Origin of the sequence: Chitinophaga sp. YIM B06452, assembly GCF_039655965.1 — a bacterium.
In the GTDB taxonomy this organism is placed as follows: Bacteria; Bacteroidota; Bacteroidia; order Chitinophagales; family Chitinophagaceae; genus Chitinophaga.
In genome coordinates this window covers 1315749-1329144 of record NZ_JAWLKY010000002.1, presented here as the reverse complement: position 1 = coordinate 1329144, position 13396 = coordinate 1315749, and the positions used below count along the sequence as shown (strand labels likewise).

At 50.8% G+C, this 13396-nt stretch carries 15 protein-coding genes and 1 other RNA gene; 14 read left to right on the top strand and 2 right to left on the bottom strand.

Translation table 11 applies throughout. The features are described from left to right. Positions 1–41: 41 nt before the first annotated feature. From R3I13_RS15210 to R3I13_RS15195, 4 genes are all read left to right on the top strand, one after another. On the top strand, positions 42–815 hold the full coding sequence (locus R3I13_RS15210) for an enoyl-CoA hydratase-related protein (protein ID WP_346318816.1): 774 nt from the start codon (positions 42–44) through the stop codon (positions 813–815). A 58-nt stretch (positions 816–873) separates the two neighbouring features. Next, positions 874–1536 (top strand): hypothetical protein, encoded by a 663-nt coding sequence (locus R3I13_RS15205; RefSeq protein ID WP_346318815.1) that lies wholly within the window; start codon positions 874–876, stop codon positions 1534–1536. A gap of 166 nt (positions 1537–1702) precedes the next feature. Further along, positions 1703–1924, top strand: coding sequence for a hypothetical protein (locus R3I13_RS15200; protein ID WP_346318814.1), 222 nt, complete (start codon positions 1703–1705; stop codon positions 1922–1924). 222 nt (positions 1925–2146) lie between these two features. Next, positions 2147–2464: a DUF6169 family protein gene (locus tag R3I13_RS15195; protein WP_346319152.1), complete on the top strand. Its 318-nt coding sequence runs from the start codon at positions 2147–2149 to the stop codon at positions 2462–2464. A gap of 71 nt (positions 2465–2535) precedes the next feature. On the opposite strand, the gene R3I13_RS15190 is transcribed toward R3I13_RS15195, so the two are convergent. Continuing rightward, positions 2536–2886, bottom strand: coding sequence for a hypothetical protein (locus R3I13_RS15190; RefSeq protein WP_346318813.1), 351 nt, complete (start codon positions 2884–2886; stop codon positions 2536–2538). 195 nt (positions 2887–3081) lie between these two features. On the opposite strand from R3I13_RS15190, the gene R3I13_RS15185 reads away from it, so the two are divergent. The 4 genes from R3I13_RS15185 (at position 3082) to R3I13_RS15170 (ending at position 6701) form a co-directional block, all read left to right on the top strand. Next, positions 3082–4512: a tetratricopeptide repeat protein gene (locus R3I13_RS15185; protein ID WP_346318812.1), complete on the top strand. Its 1431-nt coding sequence runs from the start codon at positions 3082–3084 to the stop codon at positions 4510–4512. A 161-nt stretch (positions 4513–4673) separates the two neighbouring features. Continuing rightward, positions 4674–5438: a phosphosulfolactate synthase gene (locus R3I13_RS15180; RefSeq protein ID WP_346318811.1), complete on the top strand. Its 765-nt coding sequence runs from the start codon at positions 4674–4676 to the stop codon at positions 5436–5438. 60 nt (positions 5439–5498) lie between these two features. Further along, positions 5499–6221, top strand: a complete 723-nt coding sequence (locus R3I13_RS15175; protein WP_346318810.1) for a shikimate dehydrogenase — start codon at positions 5499–5501, stop codon at positions 6219–6221. A gap of 18 nt (positions 6222–6239) precedes the next feature. Beyond that, positions 6240–6701, top strand: coding sequence for a hypothetical protein (locus R3I13_RS15170; protein WP_346318809.1), 462 nt, complete (start codon positions 6240–6242; stop codon positions 6699–6701). A gap of 4 nt (positions 6702–6705) precedes the next feature. Here R3I13_RS15170 and R3I13_RS15165 read toward each other — a convergent pair whose 3' ends face one another. Continuing rightward, positions 6706–7506 carry a class I SAM-dependent methyltransferase gene (locus R3I13_RS15165; protein ID WP_346318808.1) on the bottom strand — a complete coding sequence of 267 codons (801 nt, stop codon included), beginning with the start codon at positions 7504–7506 and terminating at the stop codon, positions 6706–6708. Between the two features lie 171 nt (positions 7507–7677). Between R3I13_RS15165 and R3I13_RS15160 the strand changes: the two genes are divergently transcribed. The 6 genes from R3I13_RS15160 (at position 7678) to R3I13_RS15135 (ending at position 13335) form a co-directional block, all read left to right on the top strand. Further along, on the top strand, positions 7678–8379 hold the full coding sequence (locus tag R3I13_RS15160; RefSeq protein WP_346318807.1) for a hypothetical protein: 702 nt from the start codon (positions 7678–7680) through the stop codon (positions 8377–8379). Between the two features lie 59 nt (positions 8380–8438). Beyond that, positions 8439–8538, top strand: an RNA gene (gene ffs, locus R3I13_RS15155) — signal recognition particle sRNA small type. Positions 8539–8675: 137 nt separating this feature from the next. Then, positions 8676–9326, top strand: coding sequence for a fructose-6-phosphate aldolase (gene fsa, locus R3I13_RS15150; protein ID WP_346318806.1), 651 nt, complete (start codon positions 8676–8678; stop codon positions 9324–9326). Between the two features lie 276 nt (positions 9327–9602). Continuing rightward, a complete protein-coding gene (gene glpK / locus R3I13_RS15145) occupies positions 9603–11099 on the top strand; it encodes a glycerol kinase GlpK (protein ID WP_346318805.1) in 1497 nt (498 codons plus the stop codon). 25 nt (positions 11100–11124) lie between these two features. Continuing rightward, on the top strand, positions 11125–11832 hold the full coding sequence (locus R3I13_RS15140; RefSeq protein ID WP_346318804.1) for an MIP/aquaporin family protein: 708 nt from the start codon (positions 11125–11127) through the stop codon (positions 11830–11832). 171 nt (positions 11833–12003) lie between these two features. After that, positions 12004–13335, top strand: a complete 1332-nt coding sequence (locus R3I13_RS15135) for an NAD(P)/FAD-dependent oxidoreductase (protein ID WP_346318803.1) — start codon at positions 12004–12006, stop codon at positions 13333–13335. Positions 13336–13396 lie beyond the last annotated feature (61 nt).

Sequence of the window (13396 nt, the reverse complement as noted above, 5' to 3'; positions counted from 1 at the left end):
TGTGTTATATTCATTAAAAATAATTCGCTTACATTTGGATCATGCCTGGTATCACGTATCATATTGCAGACAGGATTGCCACTATTACCCTTAACCGCCCGGAGAAAAGGAATGCATTGAACGGAGAAGTCGTAAGGGAATTGCGCGAAGCATTTGCCGCTGCCGCGGCGGACGCCGGTGTGAAAGTGGTGGTGCTGGCCGGGAACGGGAAAGCCTTTTGCGCCGGCGCGGATCTTGATTATCTCCGGCAATTGCAGGCCAACAATTTCGAGGATAACCTGGCAGACAGCCGGGAGCTGATGCTGCTGATGCAGGAAATATACAGCATGGAAAAAGTAGTGATCGCCAGGATAGAGGGAGACGCGATTGCAGGCGGCTGCGGATTGGCTACCATTGCCGATCTGAGCTATGCCGTTCCCGAAGCGCGCTTCGGGTATACCGAAGTAAAGATCGGGTTTGTGCCCGCACTGGTGAGCGTATTCCTGGTAAGGAAAATAGGAGAGGGCCGTGCGCGCGACCTGTTGCTGACCGGCAGGCTGGTGACCGCGGAAAAAGCGGCCGCCCTGGGTCTTATCAACGACACTGTGCCTGCGGACAAGATCAGGGACTATGTGCAGCAGGTAGCGCTCAGCCTGTGCAACGATGCTTCCGCCAATTCATTGGATCAAACTAAAAAACTGATAAGCAATGCGCTGGAAAACACGCTCACAGAAGCGTTGGAATCAGCCGCCCGCATGAACGCGGAAACAAGGCAGCATCCCGATTGCCGCAAGGGCATCGGGGCATTTTTGGATAAGCTAAAGCCAGACTGGTAAAGGGTTTTAACCTTTGGCACAGATTTTTCACTTACACCTATGTATTAACTCAAAGCATATGCTGAAATTGTCTCAATTCTGGGTATTGCTCGCCGCCTGCATCACAGGCCTGGCAACCCCGCTGCAGGCACAAAGGACCATATCCGACGCAAGGATCGAATACAAGCTGGAGCTGCCGCCCGAGCAGTTGCAGATGGAAGCCATGTTTGCCGGCAGCTCCATGACCCAGTATATCAGGGGTAACCTGAGCAGGATAGACATGAACTTCAATGTCGTGAACTATATCTATCTCATCAATGCACAAACAGAAGGTTTGATCACGCTGCTGGATAATCATGGCGACAAATACCTGATCCGTACCGACAAAAAATCGTACGAGGAAGACATGAAACGTTTCCAGTCCACCACGTTTACCGACCAGGCTGAAACTCGCGAGATCGCTGGTTTCAAATGCCGCAAGGCGATCGGTAAAATGCAGGATGGCAGCACGTTTGACGTGTATTATACTGTAGACATCATCCCGGAGAACCGCTTTTACAACCGGCGTTTCCTGAACCTGAAAGGCATTCCTTTGGAATACGAGATCGTGATGAAATCGGGTTCCAAAATGAAAGCGGTTGCAACGAAAGTGGATCTGAGTCCCGTGCCGATGTCTGTATTTGATGTACCGAAAGGTTATAGAGAGATCACCGCTGATGAGTTGAAAAAGATCAGGGGTTAAACGATATTTTCACCATGAAACCGAAGGCCGCAGGATGATACTGCGGCCTTCTTTATTTTTTGATAATCAACACGTTATGTTGTTTTTGATGTAAGTTTGTAAAGTGGATAAATAATGATCGTGTTTGAAAATCTTTGTGTTTGATTAATCTTTAAATTGAAATTTTATGAAAGAAAAAATGAAAAAGGAAAATGTTAACCCCGAAGAAAAACCATCGGTGCTGTTTTTATGGTGTAAAAAGATGCTCAAAGCAAAAAAGGAGATAGCTGATCATCTTGACAGTGGCGGTGATTTCGCTGAGTTACATGATAAGTATCCTTTTGTTAAACCATTTACAGAGGAGCATTTCAACAGGCGCATCACGGCTAAATATGGAAGAAGAAATTGAATTCTTAACCTTAAAAACTGGCAGTTTGTTCAACCCATATCCTCTCAGAAAAACGGAGTCATTTTCTTATGAGTTTATCACGGATCATGGAATAGCATACAGGATTTATTTCATGAAGAATAATTCTCTATTCGAAAATGATCCGGTCGTAGGGCAATACATTTACACCTGCAATATCAACGTGTTGTCTGGAGAAACGACACAAAGTGGTGTTGATCCCGTATTGCAGATACTGTTTTTGAAGTAATTATGGATTTTTTGGATGAAAAGAGGAAGGCATTTGTTTATATCTGCGATTCATCCGATTCACGAGAGCTGGCGCGTAGACGCAAATTCGATCTTTGGTTCGCTAAGTACAGCAAGGATTTGTTTGCGAAATGTGAATATGAGATGGTCTTCAAGGAAGAAAAGATTTACAGCTCTATGGTTGTGCCGCTGGAAAATAAAATCTGGCCTAACTACTTAGTCACTTACCATCAGCTAACCAGCAGGATTGAAGGAAGTAAGAACGAAGAAAAAGAGAACGCTGAGATCAACTGACAATTTCACTCAAAAACAAGGAAGGCTGCCAACCGGCAGCCTTCCTCATAAAAATCTCTTTCAAATTCAACCTAACCTTTCCGGAACGGTAACCTCACCTGCAGGTGATGATATTGCATGTCCGCCTGTGGGGCCGGAGTTTGCACCTGTACGGAATAAGGAAGGATATAGGTAACATTGCCCTTCCTGTAAGTCATGACCGACTTTACGCTCACGGCATTGTCAGAGCTCAGTTTAAAAGTATTGTTCAGAAAACCATTTGCCTTAAATCCTGCATCAAGGCTCAAATTGGTCTTCGGCATGGCGGTAAGCCGGTATTTGACCTCGGTTTTCTTGCCCAGTTTGTCGTCGTTGCTGTCCAAATTACCGCCCAGGTCACTGGCATGCACACGGAGCGCCACTGTTGAAAGTGCCACTACCATGAGACAACTCAGTGATAATGATTGGATTATGTAATTTAGCTTCTTCATCTTACTGCAAATATACGAAAAAATTATCTATCATAACGGAATCTTAATGCAAGATAACCTGTTATCTTAAAAAAATGTTAAAAACTACATAAGCGGTAAAGGCCCGGGTGTTTGGTGACAGCATCAAAATCACATATATTTACACTAATGAATCACGACTTCCCATCATTTAACGAGTTTAACGAGGATTTTGAAGATTTGAGGGACCTGCTTCAGCAATTTGAAAATCTAAAGGAGGGACGCTCCCACGCCTTCCTGGACGAGGATTCCTTTGAACAGATCATCGACTATTACGATGAGCACGATGAGCTCAACAACGCCCTCCAGGCCGTAGAAATAGCCATCGAGCAATTCCCCTTCTCCTCGGCCCTTCTCCTTAAAAAATCTGCCTTACTGATCGAAACCAAAAAATACCGTGAAGCCCTTGCGCTGCTCGAAAAAGCCGCCTTGCTGGACAGTAACGATATTAACCTTTATATCCTCAAAACAGACGTGTACCTGGCCATGAACCAGCACGAAAAAGCCGCCGCCCTCCTCGAAGAACAGATCAGGGTGTTCGACGGCGAAGACCGTACAGACCTGCTGCTGGAACTGGCGGACGTGTACGACGACTGGGAGGAATTCGAAAAAGTGTTCGACTGCCTGAAACTCCTGCTGGAATACGATCCCAATAACGAGGAAGCCCTTCACAAGATCTGCTTCTGGACCGAGTTTACCGGCCGCAACGAGGAAAGTATCCGCCTGCATACCAATATCATCAACGAGCATCCCTACAACCAGCTCGCCTGGTTCAACCTGGGCACGGCCTACCAGGGTCTCAAGCTCTACGAAAAAGCCATAGACGCCTACCAGTACGCCGTCGTGATCGATGAAAAGTTCGATTACGCCTACCGCAACATGGGAGACGCCTACATCCACCTGCGCAAATACAACGAAGCCATCGAAGTGCTCCAGAAACACCTGGAGATCGCCAAGCCGGAAGACGTCATCTATGAAGCCATCGGCCATTGCTACGAAAAAATGCGCAAGTTCACCCAGGCCCGTTATTACTACCGCAAGGCATCGCACCTCAGCCCGCACGACGACAAGCTGTACCTGAAGATCGCCAAAGCCTACATGACGGAAGAAAGCTGGGAAAACGCCATCAAGTCCCTCCAATCCGCCCTGCGCATCAATAAACACAGCGCGGAATACAATATCACCCTCGGCCAGTGCTACCTGCAGCTGGGTATGGACAAAGAAGCCCTCGTGCAGTTCCTCAGCGCCGTACGCCTCAGGCCCAACAGCGCCCAGGCCTGGAAAGAGTTCATCCGTGGCCTCTATGCCGCCGGCCACGTAGAAGAAGCCCTTACCCAGCTGGAAGCGGCGGAAGCCAAGATCGGCCGGAAACCCGTGTTCCTGTTCTACAAGGCCGCCATCCTGGTGGCGATCGGTAAAACCAAGGAAGGGCTGCTGCAACTGGAAACCGCCCTGCAACTGCATCCCAGGCAGGTCAAAAAAATGGTCGAGCTGGACCCTTCCATTTTGCAGCATACCGCTGTGGTAGAGCTGATTGCAAGATACAGGCGTAAGCGTTAAGTCATTTTTTGCTTCTCCTATCGGTTTACTTCTTATTTTTGCCGCGGTTTTTTATTTTGGGGCACCAAATGAAAACCGGGAAAACCAATCAATACAGGTAGGCATAGCTTTGTATATAAGTTGGTAGGAAATGACCATTAAGAAGAATAAAATCGTGAAAAATGAATTTTAATCTGACGCAAATTCCTGAAAGAACCAGCAAGCCCCGCAGCCATGGCCTGACCATGGTGATGGACAAAGGGCTGAGTGTTGAAGAAGCGAAGAACTTTTTATCTGCGGCAGCGCCACATGTAGACATCGTTAAGCTGGGATTCGGAACGTCGTTCGTAACGCCTAACCTGCGCACAAAGATCGAACTGTACCAGGCAGCCAACATTCCGGTGTATTTCGGCGGAACCCTGTTTGAAGCGTTCCTCATCCGCAACCAGTTTGATGAATACGTAAAAGTGATCAAAGACTACGGTATTTCCTGGATGGAAGTATCCGACGGTTCTATTACCATCCCTCATGCTGAGAAATGCGGTTACATCGAAAAGCTTACCCAGCATGGCACTGTGTTGAGCGAAGTGGGGTCCAAAGATGCAGAGCACATCATTCCTCCCTACAAATGGATCGAGCTGATGCGCGCTGAGCTTGAAGCCGGCGCCACTTATGTGATCGCTGAAGCCCGCGAAGGCGGCAACGTAGGTATTTACCGCGGTTCAGGCGAAGTTCGCGAAGGGCTGGTGCAGGAGATCCTGACCCAGATACCCGCTGAAAAGATCATCTGGGAAGCGCCCCAGAAAGACCAGCAATTGTATTTCCTGGAGCTGGTAGGCTGCAACGCCAACCTCGGCAATCTTGCCCCGCATGAAGTGATCCCCCTGGAAGCCATGCGTGTAGGGCTTCGCGGAGATACCTTCCACCTGTTCCTCGACAAAGAATAAATTTCATTATACAGGATTGCCGGCCCCCGGCAATCCTTTCATTTTGTAATCAGACCCATCGTGCGTTTATTCGGCCTCATCGGTTTCCCGCTCTCTCATTCCTTCAGCAAAGGTTTTTTTGCGGAGAAATTCCGCAATGAGGGCATTTCCGGTTGTGTTTACGAAAACTTTCCCATTCCTTCCATCGAAGAGTTTCCCGGTTTATGGAGTCAATATACCGAGCTGGAAGGCCTCAACGTCACCATTCCCTATAAACAGGCCGTGATCCCTTACCTGGACGAACTGAGCGATGCCGCGAAAGCCATTGGTGCGGTGAACTGCATCCGTAAAAAGAACGGGAAGCTCACCGGCAATAATACAGACGTGACCGGCTTCAGCCGCTCGTTGCAGCCATTGTTGCAACCGCATCATACCAAAGCGCTCATACTGGGCACCGGCGGCGCGGCCAAAGCGGTGAAATATTCGCTGGAGCAGCTTGGCATCCGATACACGGAAGTAAGCCGCAGCGGCCCGGTTACCTACGATGCGCTGAACGAGGCTATTATGCGGGAACATACGCTCATCGTGAACACGACACCGCTGGGCATGTATCCCAACGAGATCGATGCGCCGCCCATCCCGTACGAGTTTACCGGCGCACAGCATCTTTTCTACGACCTGATCTATAACCCGGCCGAAACGCAGTTTATGAAATATGGCGCCGCACAAGGCGCCGCGGTGAAGAACGGCCATGAAATGCTGGTGCTGCAGGCAGAGGCGAGCTGGGAGATATGGAATGCGTAAGCAGTAATTATTCCCCCTATGATATTAGCTTCCATTGATGAAAAGTATGAAAGGCTTAGCGCCAGGCTGCTGCCGGCCGCTAAAAAAGTGCTGGTGGCCATTGCTGTCGGAACGTCTGTTCTCGTGTTGCTGAATCAAATCCAGCCCCAGGCCTGGACGCTGATCTTTATCGTTGCGGCGGCGGCTATTGCCTATGGCTTCTACCTTTCCTATAAAACCCTTTACAGTATTGCGTTTCACGAAACCGGCGGATATTATGAGATAAAGATGCTGAGGGGCAATTCCATTTCAACAACGCAACTCGAAAAAGACGATGTGGAGATCAAAGTGACGCGCAGCCCGGGTTTTACGATGGCGCTTGAGATACAGATCTTCTACCAACAGCGGCGCTGGTACATTCAGAAGGAATCGGCTTTATGGTCGAACGAGAAAATAACAGCGCTGAAAAACCTGCTCGAACAAGGTAGTTTCAAGCCATGAGATACTAAACCTTCGGTTTTATCATATAATACATGCACGTCGTAAAGAAATTCCGTACGAAAGGGATTCCCTTCATCCAGCCGAATTGCTCCCTGGGCTTGAGTTTGAACTTGTATTTATAAATGGGGTTGATAAGGTAATATTTCCTTTGCGTGATCTCATACCCGGTTTCCTTCGCGATCTTCTCGAATCTTTCAATGGAAATGCCCGTATCCACCAGCTCCATCAGTTCCTGGATGGTGCCGTCGCTTTCGCCGGCTGCCTTCAGCAAGCCACGGTAAAGCGGGCGGGGCAACAGGTGAATGTAAGGCAGGAAGCTGAGCACTTTACTCCGGCAGATCTGCTGGTGGCCGCCGTGCGGCATGTACCAGGGCGGGAAACCGAAATACACCTGTCCGCGCGGGCTGAGCAATTGTTTCAGGTAGGAGATGAGCTTATGCTGATCGGGAATATGCTCGATCGCGTCTTTGAGAATGATAATGTCGAATGCATGCTGGAATTCCCCGAAGAAATCCACGTCGTAAATATTTTTAGCGATCAGGCGCAGCTGGCCATTGTCTATATAATTACCGAGGAAACCTTTCGCCAGCTCGATGCGCTCCGGCCAGAGGTCTACCCCCACGCAGGCGCAGCCCTGCTCCAGGAAAGGAGTGAGCACGCCGCCTTCCCCGCAGCCTATTTCCATTACGCGGAGGCCGCGCAGGTCCGGGAACTCCCGGGCAATGAAAGGCAGCACATAATTCCTTGAATTCTCTACCTGCTGCTGGTAGCGCAGGGTGGCGTCTGTATGTTGCGGTAATGACATGCGTTGTTGCTAAAATTCCGTGAAAATAGAATTTTTTTTCAAGTGTCGCTACCCGGCATGCCGCATTTCACCGAAAGATACCATTCATGGCCGGTAAGGGCCTCCGTTACAAAATCCGCCCGCATCATTTGCATTCCTTATTTTTGGAATGGTTTTAGCCTTTTCAAGAACATGCTGAGAACGATCTTCCTTTTATTACTGGCGCTTCCTGCCGCCGCGCAGCAAAAGCAGGTGGCGTACATCACCGCCGCATACGATTCCGGTTCCGTAGCCGAACTGTACAGCACCACGCCCATCGGGCTGGAGGTGACGTATGCGGATAGCAGCAAACGCAGAACAGCCGGGCTTTTAAAAGGAGATATCCGCTGGAGCCAGGTAAAGGTGGAATCGCCTTTCGGCGAATGCAGCAACGGCGTGCTCCGCTTCAACCGCAACGCCATACGGCCGGATAATTACCGCATGCGCCTCCTGGTAACGCTGGCTGAGCAACCCGGCAAACAGCATGAGGTATACCTGCAGCTGCCGTACCTTACCGCTATCCGTTTTCATCATTATGCAGACAGCCTGAAGCGGGGGATCCACTTCTACCTGAACGTGGAAGGCATTTACAACAGCGGCCGCATTTACCCGCTGGATACTTCCCGCGTGCGGCTGTTTGCCGACAAAGGGAAAATAATCGGGCAGGACCTGCTGATACCGCAGGACGACAGCAGCACGCGCAGCATTGCAGTGAAAGCAGTATACCGCGGCAATGCAGACATCAACGCCGCGTCTGAAATCCCCGTAAAACGGCTGCCGGACGATGAATCGCTGATCATCCAGGATGCGCGGGATCTTTACAAAAAACCTTCAAAGAAGAAAAAAAGCAACTGATCCCTGAAAAACAGCGGTGGAATATTTGCAAATTACTTCTCATTGAGTTACCTTTGCAACGGCAAGTCTTATACGACCAGCTCCTGCTGAACTCCCCCAGGACAGGAATGTAGCAAGGGTAGGCGGTTGTAGCGGTGCGATATAAGTAACTTGCCATTTTTTTTTCCCTTTATGGCAGTTTGCTCTCCTTATTATTTCCGAAATTAGTTTGTTGGTTTGCTTGAATTGCCCGGAATGTTTCGGAGAAGGGCGCCACGTGATCTTTATAAAAACAACAAGCATAAAATCATTTCAATATGAAATTCTTTATTGATACAGCAAACCTGGCACAGATCCAGGAAGCGCACGACCTGGGAATTCTCGACGGCGTTACCACCAACCCCTCCCTGATGGCAAAAGAAGGGATCAAAGGCGAAGCGGCAGTGATGAAACATTACGAAGCCATTTGCGAAATGGTGGAAGGCGATGTGAGCGCAGAAGTACTGTCTACCGACTTTAATGCCATCGTGGAAGAAGGTAAAAAACTGGCGGCCATCCACCCGAACATCGTGGTGAAAGTGCCGATGATCAAAGATGGCGTGAAAGCCATCAAATGGTTCACCGAAAACGGCATCCGCACCAACTGTACCCTCGTATTTTCCGCCGGCCAGGCCATCCTGGCTGCCAAAGCCGGCGCTGCATATGTATCTCCCTTCATTGGCCGTATAGACGACAGCAACTGGGACGGCGTTGAGTTGATTGCCCAGATCGCGCAGATCTACAGCATCCAGGGCTTCAAAACCGAGATACTGGCCGCTTCCATCCGCAACGCCCTGCACATCGTAAAATGTGCCGAAGTAGGTGCCGACGTTTGCACCTGCCCGCTGGATTCTATCCTGGGCCTGCTGAAACATCCGCTGACAGACATCGGCCTGGCGAAGTTCCTGGAAGATGCCAAGAAGATGTAATCCCGAGCGTTTAATTTTTCATGTATAGAGGGGCCGTTCTGCTGAATGGCCCCTTTTTTTATATCCCGGCTTTCATATCCTTTCACTATTTCAAAAGATATAACCCCCGGCGGGAGCTGCCTTCAGCGCTTTTACCGAATGTTAATCCCTATATGTTGCCCCTTCCACGAATTTTTTTTTACTTTTAATTTATTACTAGTATCTTACTACCTCGTAAACCAAGGTACCACGTTTAACTATACTTAAATAACACTAAAAATAGCCAGAACACTTTCGATGGAAGCAAAATTCATTATGGCCCTCGACCAGGGAACCACCAGCTCCCGCGCTATTATCTTCGACCGTGCCGGGAACATTGTAGCCGTAGCGCAGAAAGAATTTAACCAGATCTATCCCCAGCCGGGATGGGTGGAGCATGATCCCAACGAGATATGGTCCACACAGGCGGGAGTAGCCGCCGAAGTGATCGTAAAAGCCGGCACCACCGGCGACCAGATCGCGGCCATGGGCATTACCAACCAGCGGGAAACCACCATCGTGTGGGATCGCGCAACGGGCAAGCCGCTTTACAATGCCATCGTCTGGCAGGACCGCCGTACCGCAGCTTATTGCGATGAACTGAAAGCCAAAGGCCATGCCGACGATATCCGTTCCAAAACCGGCCTGATCGTAGACGCCTATTTTTCCGGCACCAAAGTGAAGTGGATACTCGACAACGTGGAAGGCGCCCGCAAAAGGGCTGAGGCCGGCGAGCTGGCTTTCGGCACCGTGGATTCGTGGCTGATCTGGAATTTTACCAAAGGAAAACTGCATGTCACCGACGTGAGCAATGCCTCCCGCACCATGCTGTACAATATTCACAAACAGGAGTGGGACAAAAGCCTGCTGGAGCTGATGGACATCCCTGCTTCCATGCTGCCGGAAGTTCGCGCTTCCAGCGAAGTGTACGGGCATACTGAAGCTACGCTTACGCCGTTTGAGATCCCCATTGCAGGCATCGCCGGCGACCAGCAGGCGGCGCTTTTCGGGCAGATGTGCATAGAGCCCGGCATGGTAAAAAATACCTACGGCACCGGCTGCTTCATGATGCTGAACACCGGCGAGAAAGCCATCACTTCCAAAAACAACCTGCTGACCACCATTGCATGGCGCATCGGCAACACCACGCATTATGCGCTGGAAGGCAGCATCTTTATCGGCGGCGCCGTAGTGCAGTGGCTCCGCGACGGCCTTGGCATCATCCGCCATTCTGCAGACGTAGAACCGCTGGCAGCGCAGGTGGCAGATACTGATGGCGTGTACCTTGTGCCCGCATTCGCCGGTTTGGGTGCGCCTCACTGGAACCAATACGCCCGCGGTACCATCGTAGGCATGACGCGCGGCACTAAAGACGCCCATATTGCGCGCGCTGCACTGGACAGCATCGCCTACCAGACCATGGACGTGCTGAAAGCCATGGAAGCGGATGCAGGGATGAACATCCAGGAGCTGCGGGTAGACGGCGGGGCTACCGCCAACAACCTGCTGATGCAGTTCCAGGCAGACATACTGGACACCCAGGTGGTTCGCCCCAAAGTGACCGAAACTACGGCCCTGGGCGCCGCTTACCTCGCGGGGCTGGCCACCGGCTTCTGGGACAGTGTGGACACCATCCGCAAACAATGGCAGGAAGACGCGCGGTTCAAGCCTGCAATGCCTGACGAAAAAAGAACCTCACTCACCAAGAACTGGGAGCGTGCCGTGAAGGCCGCCAAAGTATGGGCTGAACAATAATCCTTAAAAGTAAATACCGACCAAAATGTCAATTTTCCTGGCAGAACTTATTGGAACCGCCCTGCTGATCATACTGGGCGACGGCGTGGTGGCCAACTGTGTGCTCAACAAAAGTAAAGGGCAGAACGGCGGCTGGATCGTGATCACCATGGGCTGGGCCATGGCCGTTTTTGTAGGCGTGTTTGCCGTGGGAGCCTACAGCGGCGCCCACCTGAATTCCGCCGTGACCCTCGCGCTGGCCGTTACAGGGGCTGTTCCCTGGGAGCAAGTGCCGGTGTACATTGCCGCCCAGATGCTGGGCGCTTTCCTGGGCGCCTGCATCGTATACGCCAGCTACAAACAGCATTTCGACATAACGGACGATGCAAACGGCAAACTGGCCGTTTTCTGCACCGCGCCTGCTATCCGCAGCACCATACCGAACCTGGTAACGGAAATTGTGGGGACTTTTGTACTCATTTTCGGGGTGTTTTACATCGCGAAAGGAGAGGTAGGCCTGGGCGCGGTAGACGCGTTGCCGGTTGCATTGCTGGTATTGGGCATCGGTTTGTCCCTCGGCGGCCCGACCGGTTACGCTATCAATCCCGCCCGCGACCTTGGCCCGCGTATCGCACACGCCCTTTTGCCAATCAAAGGCAAGCGCGACAGCGACTGGGGGTACGCCTGGATCCCCATTGCAGGACCGGTTATCGGCGCTTTGCTGGCAGCGGCGCTGCATATGGCATTGAAATAGAAGATATTGGCTTGTATGCCGGGGCGCTCATTCAGAGCGCCTTTTTTTATTTAACGAAGCTTTATTTTCAAATCTTTCATTTTTTACTGAAAGTATTGTACTTTTGAGAAATATTTCCGATGGTATGGCATTTGTGGCCAGGATGTTATACTATCCTAAAACACATAAGTCATGATACAACCGAACATTCCGGACACAGACCTTCCCCGGGTCGTAATCGTTGGCGGCGGATTTGCTGGCATTAACCTCGCGAAGGCGCTGAAAGGGGCTCCCTTGCAGGTGGTGCTGCTGGACAGGAACAATTACCATCTTTTTCAGCCTCTTTTGTACCAGGTAGCCACGGCGGGCCTGGAACCGGATAGCATTGCATTTCCCCTCCGGGGCATCTTCAAACGGCAGAAGAATTTCGTTTTCCGCATGGCGGAAGTGAAACATATCAACCGGGAGCAGAACACGCTGGAAACCAATATCGGCGATATCCGGTATAATTACCTCGTGTTGTCAACCGGCAGCAATACCAACTTTTTCGGCAATAAGCTGATCGAAGAGCATGCCATCGGCATGAAATCGCTGATCGAAGCTGTGCAGATCAGGAACTACGTGCTGAAACAATTCGAAGAGTCATTGCTGCTCAAGAATGAAGCGGACATCCGGCCCAAGCTCAATTTTGTGATGGTAGGCGGCGGCCCCACCGGCGTAGAGCTGGCGGGTGCTTTTGCGGAGCTGCGCAAATACATTCTTCCCAAAGATTATCCTGAACTGCCGCTTCACCTGATGAACATCTACCTGGTGGAAGCCGGGCCGCGCGTACTGGCGGGCATGTCTGAAGAAACCAGCCGGAAAACGCTGGCCAGCCTGGAACACATTGGTGTGAAAGTGTTGCTCAATATTGCGGTGAAAGATTATGACGGCCAAAAGCTGCTGCTGAGTAACGGAGATGTGATAGAATCACAATCCCTCTTATGGTCTGCCGGCGTGAAAGGCATGGCCCTCCCGGGTTTGCCGGAAGACTCGGTGCTGCCCAACGGCCGTGTAAATGTGAACGACAGGAACCTGGTGAACGGTACAAGTAATATTTACGCGATAGGCGACATTGCGCAGATGCTGAACGACGAACGTTTCCCGAAAGGTTACCCCATGGTGGCGCAGGTAGCCATCCAGCAGGGCAAGTTGCTGGGCAAGAACCTGAAAGCCGGCCTGGAACAGAAAAGCACGAAACCCTTCAAATACAAAGATCTCGGCAGCCTGGCTACGATCGGCCGCAACCGCGCAGTAGCAGACCTTCCCGGCATCCGCCTCAGCGGTTATATCGCATGGATAGTCTGGATGATAGTGCACCTGCTGAGCTTACTGGGTTTCCGTAACAAACTGGTGGTGCTCATCAACTGGTGTTACCGTTACTTTACGTACGACCGCGGCACGCGCATCATCATCAAACGCGGCGCCGCCAACATTGTGAAGCTGCGGCAAAGCGTGTATGCCGTGGATCCTTTAACTCCCTGAAACGTCTTAAAACAGGAACTGCATGCGTAAGCATGCAGTTCTTAATATTGGCAGGAGGCGC

Coding starts and splice junctions, on each gene's coding strand:
- R3I13_RS15210 (WP_346318816.1), top strand. CDS start 42: ATGCCTGGTATCACGTATCATATTGCAGACAGGATTGCCACTATTACC.
- R3I13_RS15205 (WP_346318815.1), top strand. CDS start 874: ATGCTGAAATTGTCTCAATTCTGGGTATTGCTCGCCGCCTGCATCACA.
- R3I13_RS15200 (WP_346318814.1), top strand. CDS start 1,703: ATGAAAGAAAAAATGAAAAAGGAAAATGTTAACCCCGAAGAAAAACCA.
- R3I13_RS15190 (WP_346318813.1), bottom strand. CDS start 2,886: ATGGTAGTGGCACTTTCAACAGTGGCGCTCCGTGTGCATGCCAGTGAC.
- R3I13_RS15185 (WP_346318812.1), top strand. CDS start 3,082: ATGAATCACGACTTCCCATCATTTAACGAGTTTAACGAGGATTTTGAA.
- R3I13_RS15180 (WP_346318811.1), top strand. CDS start 4,674: ATGAATTTTAATCTGACGCAAATTCCTGAAAGAACCAGCAAGCCCCGC.
- R3I13_RS15170 (WP_346318809.1), top strand. CDS start 6,240: ATGATATTAGCTTCCATTGATGAAAAGTATGAAAGGCTTAGCGCCAGG.
- R3I13_RS15165 (WP_346318808.1), bottom strand. CDS start 7,506: ATGTCATTACCGCAACATACAGACGCCACCCTGCGCTACCAGCAGCAG.
- R3I13_RS15160 (WP_346318807.1), top strand. CDS start 7,678: ATGCTGAGAACGATCTTCCTTTTATTACTGGCGCTTCCTGCCGCCGCG.
- fsa (WP_346318806.1), top strand. CDS start 8,676: ATGAAATTCTTTATTGATACAGCAAACCTGGCACAGATCCAGGAAGCG.
- glpK (WP_346318805.1), top strand. CDS start 9,603: ATGGAAGCAAAATTCATTATGGCCCTCGACCAGGGAACCACCAGCTCC.
- R3I13_RS15140 (WP_346318804.1), top strand. CDS start 11,125: ATGTCAATTTTCCTGGCAGAACTTATTGGAACCGCCCTGCTGATCATA.
- R3I13_RS15135 (WP_346318803.1), top strand. CDS start 12,004: ATGATACAACCGAACATTCCGGACACAGACCTTCCCCGGGTCGTAATC.